Genomic DNA, 16,112 nt, shown 5'->3' with positions numbered 1-16,112 from the left:
ATGACCAATTCTGAAAACGTAACCTCGAACGAGATCGCCGAAACCGACCAGCGCCGACAGGAGGTCCGCAAGCTCCGCTCGCGCGCGTGGTTCGATAACCCGTCGAATGTGGACATGACGGCGCTCTATCTCGAGCGCTACATGAATTTCGGTCTCAGCCAGGCCGAACTGCAGTCCGACCGGCCGATCATCGGCATTGCCCAGACGGGTTCGGATCTTTCGCCGTGCAATCGGCATCATCTGGAACTGGCACATCGTCTGCGCGAGGGTATCCGCGAGGCAGGCGGCATCGCCATCGAATTCCCGGTCCATCCCATCCAGGAAACGGGCAAGCGCCCGACCGCCGGCCTTGACCGCAACCTTGCCTATCTCGGCCTCGTGGAAGTGCTTTACGGCTATCCGCTCGATGGCGTCGTTTTGACGATCGGCTGCGACAAGACCACGCCGGCCTGTCTGATGGCGGCGGCCACCGTCAACATTCCGGCGATCGCGCTGTCGGTCGGTCCGATGCTGAACGGCTGGTTCCGTGGCGAGCGCACCGGCTCCGGCACCATCGTCTGGAAGGCTCGCGAGCTGCTGGCCAAGGGCGAGATCGACTATGCTGGCTTCGTGAAGCTCGTTGCCTCCTCGGCGCCGTCCACCGGCTATTGCAACACGATGGGCACGGCGACGACGATGAACTCGCTCGCGGAAGCGCTGGGCATGCAGCTTCCGGGCTCTGCCGCGATCCCGGCGCCCTATCGCGACCGGCAGGAAGTCTCCTACCTGACCGGGCTTCGCATCGTCGAGATGGTCAAGGAAGACCTGAAGCCTTCCGAGATCCTGACCAAGGAAGCCTTCATCAACGCCATCCGCGTCAATTCGGCGATCGGCGGTTCGACCAACGCGCCGATCCACCTGAACGCGCTCGCCCGGCATATCGGCGTGGAGCTCACCGTCGACGACTGGCAGACCTATGGCGAGGAAGTGCCGCTGCTCGTCAACCTGCAGCCGGCCGGCGAATATCTCGGCGAGGACTACTATCACGCGGGCGGCGTGCCTGCAGTCGTCAACCAGCTGATGACCCAGGGCCTCATCCATGAGGACGCTATGACGGTCAACGGCAAGACGATCGGCGAGAACTGCCGTGGCGCCATCATCGAAGACGAGAAGGTCATCCGCCGCTACGACGAGCCTTTGAAGGCCCATGCGGGCTTCCGGGTGCTGCGCGGCAACCTGTTCTCTTCGGCGATCATGAAGACCAGCGTCATCTCGCCGGAATTCCGTCAGCGTTATCTTTCCAACCCGAACGATCCGGAAGCCTTCGAAGGCAGGGCGGTCGTGTTCGACGGGCCGGAGGATTATCATCACCGGATCGACGATCCGTCGCTCGAAATCGACGCGCATACGGTCCTGTTCATGCGCGGCGCCGGCCCGATCGGGTATCCGGGCGCTGCCGAAGTCGTCAACATGCGCGCGCCGGACTATCTCCTGAAGCAGGGCATCTCGTCGCTCGCCTGCATCGGCGACGGCCGCCAGTCGGGAACGTCGGGCAGCCCGTCGATCCTCAATGCCTCGCCGGAAGCAGCAGCCGGTGGCGGTCTCGCCATCCTGCGGACCGGCGACCGCGTGCGCATCGATGTTGGTCGCGGCACCGCGGACATCCTGATCTCCGACGAGGAGATGGCGGAGCGCCGCAAGGCACTCGAAGCGGCGGGGGGCTACCAGTACCCGAAGCATCAGACACCCTGGCAGGAAATCCAGCGCAACTATGTCGGACAGCTCGAAACCGGCGCAGTGCTGGAGCCGGCCGTCAAATACCAGCGGATTGCCCAGACCAACGGCATTCCGCGCGACAATCACTGACCGTTTCGGTCCCAGGGCGGCGGAGGCCGCCCTTAGATAAATTGGCGGCTCGAAGGGAGCCGCTCCAAAGGAGGAGTAATCCATGCGAATGTTCAAATATCTCGCGACCGCGGCCATGTTGGCCGGTCTGGTCGTCGCGGCTCCGGCCAGCGCACAGGAAAAGGGTCTCGTCGGCGTCGCCATGCCGACCAAGTCTTCCGCCCGCTGGATCGCGGACGGCGACAACATGGTCAAGGTTCTGAAAGAGCGCGGTTACAAGACCGATCTTCAGTACGCTGAAGACGATATCCCGAACCAGCTCGCGCAGATCGAAAACATGATCACCAAGGGCGCCAAGGTTCTCGTCATCGCCTCGATCGACGGCACGACGCTTTCCGACGTGCTGCAGCAGGCCGCCGACCAGAAGATCAAAGTCATCGCCTATGACCGCCTGATCCGCGATACCCCGAACGTCAGCTACTACGCCACCTTCGACAATTTCCAGGTCGGCGTTCAGCAGGCTACTTCGCTGGTGAAGGGCCTCAAGGCCGACACCGAAAAGGGCCCGTTCAACATCGAACTCTTCGGCGGTTCGCCGGACGACAACAACGCCTTCTTCTTCTACAACGGCGCGATGAGCGTGCTTCAGCCGCTGATCGACAAGGGCGTGCTGAAGGTCGGCAGCGGCCAGGTCGGCATGGACAAGGTCGCGACGCTGCGCTGGGATCCGGCAACCGCCCAGTCCCGCATGGACGCAATCCTCTCGTCGACCTATTCCGGCAAGAAGCTGGACGGCGTTCTGTCTCCCTATGACGGCATCTCGATCGGTATCCTGTCGTCGCTGAAGGGCGTCGGTTACGGTTCCGGCGGTCAGGCGATGCCGATCGTTACCGGCCAGGACGCAGAAGTCCCGTCCGTCAAGTCGATCATTGCCGGCGAGCAGTCTTCGACGATCTTCAAGGACACGCGCGATCTTGCCAAGGTCACCGTCGACATGGTCGATGCTGCGATGAGCGGCAAGGAGCCTGTTGTCAACGATACCAAGACCTATGACAACGGCAAGAAGGTCGTTCCGTCATACCTCCTGAAGCCGGTCGTGGTTGACAAGACCAACTGGAAGCAGGTTCTGGTGGATGGCGGTTACTACAAAGAATCGCAGCTTAAGTAAGCCTTTTAATCCGCGCGGTGGTATTCTGCCGCGCGGACCTTTTTTTCGGAGTGATCATGCTCGATCCCGTTCAGCTTGCCGAAAAGCCACCCATCCTCGAGATGCGGGCGATTTCGAAGAGCTTTGGCGCCGTAAAGGCGCTTTCCGATGTCAGCTTCGCCGTTCAGGAGGGTGAGATCCATGCCCTCGTCGGTGAAAACGGCGCTGGCAAATCGACCCTCATGAAAGTGCTTTCCGGCGTTTATCCGCACGGTTCCTACGAGGGTTCCATCTTTTTCGGGGGTGAGGAGCGGCATTTCCGCGACATCAACGATTCCGAAAAGCTCGGCATCATCATCATCCATCAGGAACTGGCACTCATTCCGTTGATGTCGATCGCGGAAAACATCTTCCTGACCAATCCCCCGGCAAGCCGCGGGGTGATCGACCGAAGCGAACGGCACAAGCGCACCCAAGCATTGCTTGCAAAGGTGGGGCTTACGGAACAGCCGGACACGCTGATCACTAATATCGGCGTCGGCAAGCAGCAGCTGGTCGAAATCGCCAAGGCGCTGTCCAAGGACGTGCGGCTGTTGATCCTCGACGAGCCGACCGCGTCGCTCAACGAGACCGACAGTGCCGCGCTTTTGGAACTGCTCAAGGAATTCCGCCGCAACGGCATTACCTCGATCATGATCTCGCACAAGCTCAACGAGATTTCCGAGGTTGCCGACCGCATCACCGTGCTGCGCGACGGCCGCACCGTCGGCACGCTGGACTGCCATGCCGGTCCCGTCGACGAAGACGAGATCGTGCGCCGTATGGTCGATCGCGATCTGGAAAGCCGCTATCCGAAGCGTGAACCAAAGATCGGCGACATCATCTTCGAAGTCGAGAACTGGTCCGCCTATCATCCGATGCACTCGGACCGGCAGGTGGTGAAGAACGTCTCGCTGAAGGTGCGGTCAGGCGAGGTCGTGGGCATTTCCGGCCTGATGGGCGCCGGGCGCACCGAATTCGCCATGAGCCTGTTCGGCCGGTCCTGGGGGCGCCACGTCACCGGCACCGCCAAGCTGCACGGCAAGGAACTCGACCTTTCCGACGTCCACAAGGCGATCAAGGCCGGCCTTGCCTACGTGACCGAGGACCGCAAGCAGCTCGGGCTGGTTCTCTCGGAGGATATCCGCAAGAACGTCTCGCTCGCCCATCTCGGCGGCGTTTCTTCCCGCGGCGTCATCGACGACATCGCAGAGATGAAGGTGGCGCAGGAATTCCGGGGCCGGATGCGCATCCGCAGCCACAACGTCTACCAGGAGACCGGCAAGCTGTCCGGCGGCAACCAGCAGAAAGTGGTATTGTCGAAATGGCTGTTCACCGGTCCCGACGTGCTCATTCTCGACGAGCCGACGCGTGGTATCGATGTCGGCGCGAAATATGAAATCTACACGATCATCAACGAACTCGCCGATGCGGGCAAGGCGGTGATCGTGATCTCGTCGGAGATGCCCGAGCTGATCGGCATCTGCGACCGTATCGTGGTGATGCACGAAGGTGCGTTTGTCGGCGAAGTGGCCGGCGAGGAAGCCACGCAGGAAAATATCATGCGCGCCATCATGCGGCGCAAAGGGAGAGAATAATGAGTACTCCGCAGGAAACGATATCGGCGCCTCAGAGCGTGGGCGGTTTTCTGAAGGACAATCTGCGCGATTTCGGCATGCTGATCTCGCTGGTCGTGATCGTCATCTTCTTCCAGATCGCCACGGAAGGCGTGCTCCTGAGGCCGCTCAACGTCACCAACATCGTGTTGCAGAACTCCTATATCGTCATCATGGCGCTCGGCATGCTGATGGTGATCGTCACCGGCCATATCGACCTGTCGGTCGGTTCGGTCGCGGGCTTCATCGGCGGTTTTGCCGGGTTGCTGATGGTTCAGTGGGGTATCAATTTCGCCGTCGTCATCGTCATCAGCCTTGCCGTCGGCGGCTTGATCGGGGCGACCCAGGGCTATTTCGTCGCCTATTTCAAGATACCGTCTTTCATCGTCACATTGGCGGGCATGCTGGTCTTCCGCGGACTGATGATCGCCATCCTCGGCAGCCAGGCAATCGGTCCTTTCCCGCCGATTTTCCAGAAGCTTTCGTCCGGTTACGTCGTCGAGCTGATCTCGTCGACCGGCGGCCTCTACATCACCTCGTTCCTGCTCGGGCTGGTGCTTGCGGTCATCCTCATCGTGCAGAATTTCTCAAGCCGCAAGCGGCGCGTCTCGCATGGCGTCGAGACGGAGCCGTTCGGCTTCTTCGTGGCCAAGAACCTGCTGATCCTCGCCGGCGTCGGTTACATCGCCTTCCTGATCTCGTCGCATCGCGGCATGCCGAACGTGCTGATCATCATGGCGGTGCTGATCGCCGCCTATAGCTTCCTCACCACCCGCACGGTGATCGGCAGGCAGATCTATGCGGTCGGCGGCAACGCCCGTGCAGCCGAGCTTTCCGGCATCAAGACGACGCGGCTGGTGTTCCTCACCTTCGTGAACATGGGCGTGCTTGCGGCTCTCGGCGGCCTCGTCGTCGCCGCACGGCTGAACAGCGCCACGCCGAAGGCCGGTACCGGCTTCGAACTGGACGTCATCGCGGCCTGCTTCATTGGCGGCGCATCCGCCTATGGCGGCGTCGGCAAGGTGACGGGTGCTGTCATCGGCGCCTTCCTGATGGGCGTGATGAACAACGGCATGTCGATCCTCGGCATCGGCATCGACTACCAGCAGGTGATCAAGGGCCTGGTTCTGCTCGGCGCCGTCTGCGTCGACGTCTACAACCAGCGCCGCTGAGACCCGCGGGTCCTTCAAGATTGCCCGATTAAGCTCGAAAGCCCGGATGCGTCAGACGCATCCGGGCTTTTTTTGCGTTGGCCCTACAAATCGCGACGGCTCCGGAGAGGACGGGTGGAACGCCCTAAAATCGGTTTCATGTCGCCTGCTCGGTCCCGGCCTCTTCGATGACATCCTCCGGGATATCGTCGAAGGACGAGTAGTTGAGGTTGTAGAGCTTCGAATAGAGCTTCTTGTTCTTCATCAGCTCGCGGTGATTGCCGCTCTCGATCAACTCGCCGTTCTGCAGCACGATGATGCGGTCGGCCTCGCGGATGGTTGCAAGGCGATGGGCGATGACGAGGCCGGTGCGTCCTTCGAGCAGCTTTACGAGCGCCTTCTGGATCAGCATTTCGGTATAGCTGTCGATATTGGCGGTCGCCTCGTCGAGCACCAGGATTTTCGCGTCCGCCACAAGCGCGCGGGCAAAGCTCAGAAGCTGGCGCTGGCCGAGGGAGAGATTGCCGCCGCGTTGGCCAAGGATGCTTTCGTAACCCTCCGGCATGCGCATGATGAAGTCGTGGGCGCCGACTGCCTTGGCAGCCTCGATCACCTGTTCCCGTGTCGCGTCCGTCTTGTGGTAGCGGATGTTCTCGAACACCGTTCCGGTGAACAGGAACGGCTCCTGCAGCACCATGGCGATCTGTCGGCCGAGTGATTCCTGCGTCAGGTCGCGCACGTCGTGACCGCCGACCAGAACCTGGCCCTGCTGCACGTCGTAGAAACGGTGGATCAGCGACATGCAGCTCGACTTGCCCGAACCCGTCGGGCCGACCAGCGCGACCGTTTCGCCCGGGTTCACCTTGAAGCTCACGTGTTTCAGGACCGGGTGCTTGGGATTGTAGCCGAAGACCACGTCCTTGAACTCGACCGAGCCGTCCATGTCCGCTGTGAGAACCTGGGCGTTCGGGGCATCCTGGACGTCGACCGGCACGTCCAGCACTTCGGTCAGGCGCTGGCCGGATGCCATGGCGCGCTGCATCACCGAATATTGCAGCGTCAGCGACCGGATCGGGTCGAAGAAGCGCTGGATGTAGAACAGGAAGGCGACCATGACGCCGACATCGAGCGCCTGGTTGAGCACGCGGGCGCCGCCGACCACGACGACCAGCGCCATCGCAAGGCCAGTCAGCGAGTCGACGATCGGCACCATCACCTGGGCGTATTTCGCCGCGTTCAGATGCGTGTTTAGGTTGGCGCGGGCCTTGTCGTCATAGAGCATGAAGTTGACGCTCTGGCGGTCCATGCTCTGGACGGCGCGCACGCCGTGGATGGCTTCGGCAAGCGCACCGTTGGCGATCGAGTTGGTTTCGTGCGCGGCCATGAAGGATTTTCGCGCTCGCGGCAGCCAGAACAGGCGGACGACGAAGAGGACGGGCAGGGCGCAGAGCGTCAGCAGGCCGAGCTTGAAATCGAGCGTCAGCATCACGAAGACGATGCCGAACAAAAGGGTGATATCGCCGACCGAGAGAACCGAGGTTTCGAGGAATTCCTGCATGGAGTTGACGTCGCCCTGCAGGCGCGACATCAGGCGGCCGACCTCCGTCTTGTCCATCCAGGAGAGCGAGACGCGCTGCAGATGCGTGAACATCGCCTTGCGGATATCGAAGAGCACGTCTTCGGCGACGCCGCCGACCAGCGTTTCCTGGGCATAGCTGGCGCCGAAATTGATGACGATCGCCACGAGAAAGGCAACGATCGACCAGATCAATATCGACTGGCTGTCGCTGCCCGCCTGCATGCCATGGTCGATCGCGTAACGGATGATCAGCGGGATGAGGAGCTGCATGGCCGTGAAGGTCAGCACCGCTAACACGGCCCAATAGATCTTTGTGCGGTAGGGCCGCACGAAACCCCAGATGCGCCTGACGATGTTGCTGTCGAAGACCTTGCCGAAGATTTCCTCTTCGATGCGATGCGAGCCGACCACCGCGCGGGGCGGGCGCCTGCCGTCGTCGCGAACGTCGGAGCGTTCGGTTTCCAGTTCCTCGGCCATATATCCTCCCTCAGGCGCTGAGCGCGTCGTCGCCCGGACGTACCTGCAGATCGTAAAGCGCCTTGTAGCGGCCGCCGAGCGCCAGCAGCTCGTCATGCGTTCCGCTTTCGATGATGCGGCCTTCTTCCATGAACAGGATCCGGTCGGCATGCATCAGCGAACTCAGGCGATGGGCGACGATGATCGTCACCCGGTCGGCCGCATATCTGCGCATTGCGGTGCGGATGCGCTGTTCGGTGCCGGCGTCGATCGCCGCCGTCGAATCGTCGAACACCATCACCGCCGGGCGCAGCATCAGCGCACGGGCGATCGACAGGCGCTGCCGCTGCCCGCCGGATAGCGAGACGCCGCGTTCGCCGACCACGGTGCCGTAACCGGTCGGCAGGCCGAGCACGTAGTTGTGCAGCTGGGCGCTTTCGCTGGCGCGCTCGATGCGGCCTTCCTTCGCCCACGGGTCGCCGTAGGCGATGTTGTTCTCGATCGTCGTGGTGAACAGAAAGCTGTCTTGCTGGACCACGGCCACCGACCGGCGCAGCGATTGCAGCGTGGCGCTGTGGATGTCCTGGCCGTCGATGGTGATCCTGCCGCCCGTCGCATCGTAGAAACGCGGTATCAGGTGGGCCATGGTCGATTTGCCGCTGCCGGGCGGGCCGACGATGCCGATCGTCTCGCCGCGCTTGGCCTCGAAGGACACGCCGGTCAGGACCTGATGTTTCTCGGCGCCCGGATAGGCGAAATCGACATTCTCGAACCGCAGCGTGCCGTCGGTGACCTTCAGCTCCTTGGCGTCCTTCTCGTCCTTGATGGCGATATCGAGGTCGAGCAGTTCGAACAGGCGCGCACCGCAGGTGGAGGCGCGGGCAAAGGCGTTGACCATCAGGCCGAGCTGGCGAACCGGCATCTGCAGGATGGTCATGAAGGTGAGGAAGGAGGTGAGCGTACCGACGGTCATCTCGCCGGCCATTACCTTGGTACCGCCGACCCAGAGAACGAGGCCCATGGAGGCGAAGAAGGACAGTGTCATGGCGCTGGTATTGGCAACCCGGATGCCGACGCGCTGATGCGCCAGCGACACCGCGCTCTTCGATGCCGTGTCGAACTTTTCGAGCTCGTGGTCCTGGGCGGCGAAGGCACGCACGACGCGGATGCCGCCGAGGTTTTCCTCCATCACGCGGGTCAGAACCGAAAGCCGTTCCTGGAGGTCGAGCCAGGTGGCGCGCAGCCGGAGCTGCGTCACCGACGAACGCCAGCCGACGAAAGGCACGAAGCTCAGGGCCAGCAGTCCGAGCACCACGTCGGTCGACAGCAGAAGATAGGCGCCGATGCCGATCAGCACGGTCAGCAGGACCATGCGTACCAGCGCGGTCGAGAAATACATGCGCACGCCTTCGAGGTCGAGCAGCCCGACGGTGATCAGGTCGCCCGAATGCATGCTGTCGTGGAAGCTGAAGGAGAGCCGCTGGATCTTTTCGTAACAGGCAAGCCGGAGGCGATAGCCCATATGGTGGCCGACCGCTTCACTGTAGTAGTTCTGGAACAGGGTGAAAACGCCGCGGAGCACGCTGGCGCCGAGGAGCAGCAGGGCAGTCGTCAGAAGCGCATCCTGAGCCGCCTGGCCGGCATCGCCCCCGGTCAGCGCCACCTGCGTGTGGTCCACCGCCTGCCCGAGCAGCCGCGGGATCATCAGCTGGAAGGCGCAGGCGATCAGGGTCGCGCCGATCGCGAAGCTCGATTGCCACGGATGACGGAAGGCCATGACGGTAATGCGGGTCAGTATCGAGAAGCCTTTGCCCCAACCTGCCGCATTCACCAGCGCCAACGAAGCCGACGGCTTCGCGACGCGAACTGTTGCATCGCTGCTCACGGGTTTATTCCAAAAATGAATTACAGAGCCGGAAAATATCCGGAAAGACGGCCATTATGAGATGAAGATTCGGGATCTCGATCTAGCCTGCATAATGGTGCTGAATCAGTCAACCGATTTGGACCAAAAACCGAGCCCCATGTGGTGAATTTTTGACCTGTGTGGCGCCTGAATTTTCAGCAACGAGCCTGCCGGTATTCCGGTGCCTGAGCATGCGGATGCGGGAGGAAAACGTCCATCAGGATGTTGACCGCGGTTTCTTTTGTCTCCGTGCATATCGCAAGGTCGGTTCCGTGCTGATATCGTCGCGCCGTAACTCAATAGAAAAGGTTCGGCTTTCGCATGACCAGCGGCCTGCATCACATCACCGCCATCACCCGTAAGATCCAGGCGAATGTCGATTTCTACGCGGGCTTTCTCGGCCTCCGGCTCGTTAAGAGGACGGCCGGCTTCGAGGATGCCCGCCAGCTTCATCTCTTCTACGGCGATGGGGCTGCGACACCCGGTTCGCTGGTGACCTTCCTCGCCTGGGAGGATGGCTCGCTCGGGCGCGTCGGGCATGGCGCGCCGAGCGAGATCAGTTTTGCGATTGCGCCGGAGGCAATCGGTTTCTGGCTGACGCGGGCGCTGCAGTTCAACGTCAAGTTTTCCGGCCCGGCCCAGGAGTTCGGCGAACCGGTGCTGCGACTGACCGACCCCGACGGCATCATCGTCAAGCTCGTCGGCGTCGAGGACACGACGCCTTGGGTCTGGTGGAGCGGCGGCGGCATAACCGAGGCGGATGCGATCCGAAAAATCCATGGTGCGACGATCCTTGCCGAAAAGCCGGAGCAGACGGCGGAATTTCTAACACGGCACATGGGCCTCAGGCTCGGGCCGAAGGACGGCAATATCCAGCGGCTGGTGTCGGATGCGCGAGATATCGTCGATGTCCGCGATGCCGGCGGTTTCTGGACTGCGGCACCCGGCACTGGCACGATCGACCATATCGCCTTTCGCGCCGTCGATCGGCCCGAGGTCGAGGCGGTGCATGCGAAATTGCTGGCGGAGGATGCCGGCGAGATGAACATGCATGACCGGCATTATTTCCACTCCCTCTATGTTCGCGAGCCGTCCGGCACGCTGATCGAACTGGCGACGGACGGGCCGGGTTTCACGGCCGACGAGCCGGTTGAAACGCTGGGGTCCGAGCTGTTCATCCCAGCGCATTTCAAGGAAGACCACGATGTCCTGCGTGTGATGCTGCCGCAGTTCGGCCTGCCGGGCGAGGAGCGCGTCACCTATCGCGACCTGCCTTTTGTGCACCGCATCCACATGCCGGAGAGCTGGGACGGTTCGACGCTGGTGCTGCTGCACGGCAGCGGCGGCAATGAAACGACCATGCTGCCCTTCGGACGCAAGGCGGCTCCGAACGCCATGCTGATCGGGATGCGCGGGCGGTCGACGGACGAGGGGCATCCGCGATATTTCCGTCGTTTCACGGAGACGACGTTCGATCAGAAGGAGATCGTCTCGGAAGCGGAGGCCTTCGTCGCCTTCGTGGAGGAACTGGGCCCAGCCTATGGCGTCGATCCGGCGCGGACGGCCTTTGCCGGCTGGTCCAACGGCGGCAACATGATCGGCGCGGTGATGCAGCTTCATCCGGAGCTGATCCGCAGAGCGATCCTGCTGCGGTCGATGAACTGCCTGGAGGATCGGCCGGCAGTCGATCTTTCCGGCACGCAGGTCCTGTCGCTCAGCGCGACCGACGATTTTTACGGGTCGCTAGCCCGGGAGCTCGAAGAGCGGCTTCTCGCTGACGGAGCGGAACTTACCGCCAAGACGCTCGATGCCAACCACGGGATCGGTACCGAGGACGAGATGATCGCCCGTGACTGGCTGATGGAAAAAGGCTTCTGATCAATCGCCGTAATGCAGCGTGATCGCATCGACGGCGGCGGATATATCTGCCTTGAACCCCCTCCGGCGAAGCGCCATGCCATAGGCCGTCAGGTTACCGAGCACAATATCGAAACGGGCGCGCTGGCCGGTATGGTTGAGCCGGATCAGCCGTTCTGCGCCGGGACCGACACCGGCGGAAAGTTCGATGCCGCGCGGAGCGACCGAGAGCACGGCGGTTGGATCGGCTGCGGCCGGAAGCCTGGCCGCCGTCACCAGGTTCGAACCATGCAAGGCACCGACCCAGAGTTCGCCGCCCATGGCAGCGAGTGCCGCGCGGGTCGCCCGGGCGGCGCGGACATGCCGGGCGACGATCGCATCGATGCCCTCCGCCTCGACGCGATCGAGGGCGGCTTCGAGCGCGAAAAATTCCAACGGTGCGGTGGTGCCGGATAACGCGCCGCGGCCGGTTTCGAGCCAGGCTTTCTGGTCGATAAGCGAGAGAATGGAATCCCTTGGCGCCCCTTGTTCAGAAATCAGTTTCCAGGCGGCAGGGCTGACGGAGAGCGCCGAAACCCCGGCCGGTCCCGCCAGCGCCTTCTGAGGGCCGATGACGGCGATGTCGATGCCGAGTTCGTCGATGCCAAGTGCATGGCCGCCGATCGAGGCGACCGCGTCCACCACCGTGACGATGCCGCGCGAGCGGGCGAGCGCTATGATCTCCTCCAGCGGGTTGCGGATGCCGCTTGCCGACTCCGCATGGACGAGGGCCAGGACCTTGATGTCCGGATGTGCATTCAGCGCCGCCTCGACCACTTCCAGCCCGATCGGACGGGCGGGCTCTGCAGCCAGATCGACGACCTCGGCGCCGCCGCGCCTGAGCCAGGTGCCGAACCAGCCGCCATACATGCTGGTGACGATGTTGATCGCCTTGAGGCCGGGGCGGGCGAGGCTGAGGGCGGCCGCTTCCAGCGCGACGACCGCCTCCGCCTGGATCAGCAGGACGTCGTTTCGGGTCTTCAGGATCTTGGCTATCCGGTCGGCGATGGCAGCGTAACGCGAAGTGGGGAAGGGCGGGGCGTCGTTCAGCGGGTTCCAGCGGTCAAACGTCATGGGAGGGTCCTTCCGTTGGTTCTGTCAAAAGTCGCGGCACGGCGTTGATCAGGGCCCTGGCTGCAGGCGATTGCGGGTTTTCGATCACCTGCCGCATCGGCCCGGTCTCGACCAGCCGCCCGGTTTCCATGACGGCGATCCGGTGCGAGACGGCGCGCAGGACGGCGAGATCGTGCGAGACGAAAAGATAGCTGATGCTGCGCTCTTCTTGTAGCTCGACCAGCAGTTCGAGGATCTTGCCTCGGATCGAGACGTCCAGCGCCGATACCGCCTCGTCGAGCACGATCAGCGACGGTTTTGTGGCGATGGCACGGGCAATGGCGATACGCTGCCGCTGACCGCCAGAAACCTCGCGGATCGAGCGTTCGGCATAGTTCGCGGGCAGGCCGACGCGATCGAGCAGCGCTGCGATTTCTTGTCTGCGCTCAGCTTTTGGCACTATGCCGTGGATACGCAATGGATCATCCAGGACCGAGGCGACGGTCGCGCGCGGATTGAAGGCGCCCAGTACGTCCTGAAACACCATCTGCATCCTGGCGCGGCGATGGCGGAGATTGGCGCCGGACAGCGAAAGCCAATCCTCGCCTTCGAACCGGATCGAACCGGCGTCGGCCGGCAGCAGCCGCATCAGGATTCGGGCGAGGGTGGATTTCCCGCTGCCCGAGGCGCCGACCAGGCCGAGCGTCTCGCCGGGTCCAAGCGTCAGTGAAACATCGCTGACCGCCACGACTTCACGGCCGCCGGACGAAAAACGCTTCGAGAGATTTTCGATCGCGAGCAGCGTCACGGCGTTGCCTCCCGAATGAGCGGAGGCGTCGTGAGATCCCGGTGGCTGGCGATCAGGGTTTTCGTGTAGGCCTCCTTGGGGAAGGCTAGGACATTTCCAGTCAGGCCCGATTCCACCAGCCTCCCGTCCTTGAAGATTGCCACCCGGTTCGCAAACCCAGAAGCCAGCGCGATGTCATGGGTGATGAAGATCAGCGTCATGCCGGCCTCGCGAACCAGTTCGTCGAGCAGCGAGACGATCTCGGCCTGCACGACCATGTCGAGCGCACTGGTCGCCTCGTCAGCAATCAGGATGCCGGGCTTGGCGGCAAGGGCGGAGGCAATCGCCACGCGCTGCCGCTGGCCGCCGGAAAGCGGATGCGGAAAGGCTTTCATCGCCTTGTCCGGCTCCGGAATGCGGACACGCTCCAGCATTTTTAGCGCATGGGCATAGGCCTCTCTCCAGGGCAAGCGGAGATGCCGACGGGCACCTTCGGCCACCTGTTCGCCGACGCTGAGCACCGGGTTCAGGCTGGAGGAAGGGTCCTGGAAAACGAAGCCGAGATCGCGGCCGGGCAAAGGTGGCAGGCCGGAGGACCAGCGCATCTCGCCCGCCAGTTTCGCACCCGGCGGCAAGAGGCCGGCCAAGGCGCGGGCGAGCGTGCTTTTACCGGAACCGCTTTCGCCGATGATCGCCAGCCGCTCGCCGGCGGCAATGTCGAGGTCGATATGATCCAGCGCCGGCAGTGTCTGGCCGCGATAGGTGACCGAGAGGTTTCTGATCTGGCACAACCTGCTCATGGCTCCAGCCTCCGGCCGCCAAGCGCCTTGGTCAGGCCTTCGCTGAAGAGGTAGACGCCGACGACGGTCACCACCAGCGCGATGCCAGGGAAGATCGATAGCGACGGCGAGGAGCGCAGGATATTGCGGCCTTCGGCGATCATCGAGCCCCAGGTGACGACGTTCGGATCGCCGAGGCCGAGGAAGGAAAGGGCGGCTTCGGTGAGGATCGCTGCCGCGACGATGATCGCGGACAGCGCCAGCACCGGCGGCAGGGCGTTGGGCAGGATTTCCCGGAAGGCGATTTCTGCCGGATGCATGCCGATCACCCGGGCGGAGGCAACATAATCCCGCTCGCGGATGGAGAGCACCTGCGCCCGCGTCAGCCGCGCCGGATCGGCCCAGGCGCCGAGCGCGATCGCCAGCACCACGACCGGCACCGAGGCGCCGATGACGCTGACGAAGGCGAGCGCCAGCAGGAAGCTCGGGACGATCTGGAAGGCATCGACGACGCGCATCAGCCCCTCGTCGACCAGGCCGCCGGCAAAGCCGGCCGTCAGCCCGACGCATAGGCCGATGGCAATCGCCGCCAGCGCCGCCGCAAGGCCGACCGCCAGCGACGTGCGGGTTCCGTGGATTATGCCGGCCAGCACGTCGCGACCGAGCCGGTCTGTGCCGAGCGGAAAAGCGGGGTCGGTGAAGGGCGGCAACAGCGCCCGGCCGGCAATGCGCAGCGGATCGCCGGGGGAGAGCATCGGCGCGAACAATGCCACGAGCACCAGACCCGCCAGGATGCCGAGCCCGATCACGCCTTCCGGCGTCCGGACGAGATCGCGTAGGAGCCTCATGCACGCCCTCTCATGAATTGGGCTCCGAGGCACCGACGCGGGGGTCGAGCGCTGCATAGACGAGATCGACGAGAAGATTGACGCAGATGACCAGCACGGCGCTGACGACGATGATGCCCATCAGCAGCGGCGCATCGCGGCCGCTGACCGCCTCCTGCGCCAGCCGGCCGAAGCCTGGAATGGCAAAGATGCTCTCGATGACGACGCTGCCCCCGAGCATGGCGGCCGACTGCAGGCCGAGCATGGTGACGAGCGGCAGAGCCGCGTTGCGCGCCACATGGCGCAGAACGATGCGGCTGCGGGACAGCCCCTTGGAGCGGGCGAACAGCACGAAATCCAGCGTCCAGGCTTCGGCCATGCCGGAGCGCATCACCCGCAGGAACAGCGCCATGTAGATCAGCGCCAGGGCGCCGACCGGCAGGATGAGGTGCCGGGCGATATCGATGGCGCGGGCAAGGCCAACCTTGCCGGAAGCGATGGTCTCGATGCCGGAGGTCGGCAGCCAGCGGAGCTGCACCGCAAAGACGATGCTGAAAACCAGGCCGAGCCAGAAGCTGGGGATCGCGTAAAGAATGAGGGAACCGGTCGAAAGCGCTCTATCTATTATGCTTTCAGGCTTTGCGCCGGCAACGATCCCGAGTGCGGAGCCCAACCCGAAGGAAAGCGCCGTGGCGCTGCCCATCAGCAGCAGCGTGTTTGGCAGGCGCTCAAGAATGAGGTCGAGAACCGGCCGCCCGAAGGCGACGGACCAACCAAGGTCGAGCTTCGCCAGCGAGGAGACGTAGAGCCAGAGCCGGGCGAGCACCGACTGGTCGAGGCCATAGGCCTGACGCAACGACTGGGCGACGGTGGCGTCGCCGCCACCGATCGACAGGAGATAGGCATCCACCGCATCGCCGGAGGCGGATTCGAGCAGGAGGAAGGTCAGGACGACGACGATCAGCAGCACCGGGATGCTGCTGATCGCGCGACGTCGGATCAATCGAATGGCACGGTTCACGCCGGAGAGCGCCTCTGAATCGGATGGACCT

12 protein-coding genes are annotated in these 16,112 nt (G+C 63.2%); 5 read left to right on the top strand and 7 right to left on the bottom strand.

Annotated elements, in window-relative coordinates:
* The 4 genes from C5L10_RS12910 (at window position 1) to mmsB (ending at window position 5,798) form a co-directional block, all read left to right on the top strand.
* On the top strand, window positions 1-1,845 hold the full coding sequence (locus tag C5L10_RS12910; RefSeq protein ID WP_105430154.1) for an IlvD/Edd family dehydratase: 1,845 nt from the start codon (window positions 1-3) through the stop codon (window positions 1,843-1,845).
* 115 nt (window positions 1,846-1,960) lie between these two features.
* The gene (gene chvE / locus C5L10_RS12905) at window positions 1,961-2,992 is read left to right on the top strand and encodes a multiple monosaccharide ABC transporter substrate-binding protein (protein ID WP_245282809.1); all 1,032 of its coding nucleotides are present in this window, start codon (window positions 1,961-1,963) and stop codon (window positions 2,990-2,992) included.
* Between the two features lie 56 nt (window positions 2,993-3,048).
* On the top strand, window positions 3,049-4,608 hold the full coding sequence (gene mmsA / locus C5L10_RS12900) for a multiple monosaccharide ABC transporter ATP-binding protein (protein ID WP_105429998.1): 1,560 nt from the start codon (window positions 3,049-3,051) through the stop codon (window positions 4,606-4,608).
* Window positions 4,608-5,798 (top strand): multiple monosaccharide ABC transporter permease, encoded by a 1,191-nt coding sequence (mmsB, locus tag C5L10_RS12895; protein WP_105429997.1) that lies wholly within the window; start codon window positions 4,608-4,610, stop codon window positions 5,796-5,798. The genes mmsA and mmsB overlap by 1 nt, the downstream gene beginning before the upstream one ends.
* 136 nt (window positions 5,799-5,934) lie before the next feature.
* Here mmsB and C5L10_RS12890 read toward each other — a convergent pair whose 3' ends face one another.
* Together C5L10_RS12890 and C5L10_RS12885 are read right to left on the bottom strand one after the other, a co-directional pair.
* Window positions 5,935-7,833: an ABC transporter ATP-binding protein gene (locus C5L10_RS12890; protein ID WP_105429996.1), complete on the bottom strand. Its 1,899-nt coding sequence runs from the start codon at window positions 7,831-7,833 to the stop codon at window positions 5,935-5,937.
* 10 nt (window positions 7,834-7,843) lie between these two features.
* Window positions 7,844-9,697 carry an ABC transporter ATP-binding protein gene (locus C5L10_RS12885; RefSeq protein WP_205837048.1) on the bottom strand — a complete coding sequence of 618 codons (1,854 nt, stop codon included), beginning with the start codon at window positions 9,695-9,697 and terminating at the stop codon, window positions 7,844-7,846.
* 342 nt (window positions 9,698-10,039) lie between these two features.
* Between C5L10_RS12885 and C5L10_RS12880 the strand changes: the two genes are divergently transcribed.
* The gene (locus tag C5L10_RS12880; RefSeq protein WP_105429995.1) at window positions 10,040-11,596 is read left to right on the top strand and encodes a VOC family protein; all 1,557 of its coding nucleotides are present in this window, start codon (window positions 10,040-10,042) and stop codon (window positions 11,594-11,596) included.
* Here C5L10_RS12880 and C5L10_RS12875 read toward each other — a convergent pair whose 3' ends face one another.
* The 5 genes from C5L10_RS12875 to C5L10_RS12855 are packed head-to-tail and all read right to left on the bottom strand — an operon-like array spanning window position 11,597 to window position 16,081.
* Entirely contained in the window at window positions 11,597-12,688 is a 1,092-nt protein-coding gene (locus tag C5L10_RS12875; protein WP_105429994.1) for an alanine--glyoxylate aminotransferase family protein, read from the bottom strand.
* On the bottom strand, window positions 12,678-13,475 hold the full coding sequence (locus tag C5L10_RS12870; protein ID WP_105429993.1) for an ABC transporter ATP-binding protein: 798 nt from the start codon (window positions 13,473-13,475) through the stop codon (window positions 12,678-12,680). The genes C5L10_RS12875 and C5L10_RS12870 overlap by 11 nt, the downstream gene beginning before the upstream one ends.
* Entirely contained in the window at window positions 13,472-14,254 is a 783-nt protein-coding gene (locus C5L10_RS12865; protein ID WP_105429992.1) for an ABC transporter ATP-binding protein, read from the bottom strand. Before C5L10_RS12865 ends, C5L10_RS12870 begins: the two co-directional genes overlap by 4 nt.
* Window positions 14,251-15,081 carry an ABC transporter permease gene (locus tag C5L10_RS12860; protein WP_105429991.1) on the bottom strand — a complete coding sequence of 277 codons (831 nt, stop codon included), beginning with the start codon at window positions 15,079-15,081 and terminating at the stop codon, window positions 14,251-14,253. Before C5L10_RS12860 ends, C5L10_RS12865 begins: the two co-directional genes overlap by 4 nt.
* A 10-nt stretch (window positions 15,082-15,091) precedes the next feature.
* On the bottom strand, window positions 15,092-16,081 hold the full coding sequence (locus C5L10_RS12855) for an ABC transporter permease (protein WP_105429990.1): 990 nt from the start codon (window positions 16,079-16,081) through the stop codon (window positions 15,092-15,094).
* Between the last annotated feature and the right edge of the window lie 31 nt (window positions 16,082-16,112).

Source organism: Neorhizobium sp. T6_25 (assembly GCF_002968555.1).
In the GTDB taxonomy this organism is placed as follows: Bacteria; Pseudomonadota; Alphaproteobacteria; order Rhizobiales; family Rhizobiaceae; genus Neorhizobium.
This window is presented reverse-complemented; position numbering and strand designations above follow the sequence as displayed.

Excerpts from the sequence above, each read along its gene's own strand:
- C5L10_RS12875 (WP_105429994.1), bottom strand. The coding sequence starts at position 12,688 with ATGACGTTTGACCGCTGGAACCCGCTGAACGACGCCCCGCCCTTCCCC.
- C5L10_RS12910 (WP_105430154.1), top strand. The coding sequence starts at position 1 with ATGACCAATTCTGAAAACGTAACCTCGAACGAGATCGCCGAAACCGAC.
- C5L10_RS12880 (WP_105429995.1), top strand. The coding sequence starts at position 10,040 with ATGACCAGCGGCCTGCATCACATCACCGCCATCACCCGTAAGATCCAG.
- C5L10_RS12865 (WP_105429992.1), bottom strand. The coding sequence starts at position 14,254 with ATGAGCAGGTTGTGCCAGATCAGAAACCTCTCGGTCACCTATCGCGGC.
- mmsA (WP_105429998.1), top strand. The coding sequence starts at position 3,049 with ATGCTCGATCCCGTTCAGCTTGCCGAAAAGCCACCCATCCTCGAGATG.
- chvE (WP_245282809.1), top strand. The coding sequence starts at position 1,961 with ATGTTGGCCGGTCTGGTCGTCGCGGCTCCGGCCAGCGCACAGGAAAAG.
- mmsB (WP_105429997.1), top strand. The coding sequence starts at position 4,608 with ATGAGTACTCCGCAGGAAACGATATCGGCGCCTCAGAGCGTGGGCGGT.
- C5L10_RS12860 (WP_105429991.1), bottom strand. The coding sequence starts at position 15,081 with ATGAGGCTCCTACGCGATCTCGTCCGGACGCCGGAAGGCGTGATCGGG.
- C5L10_RS12890 (WP_105429996.1), bottom strand. The coding sequence starts at position 7,833 with ATGGCCGAGGAACTGGAAACCGAACGCTCCGACGTTCGCGACGACGGC.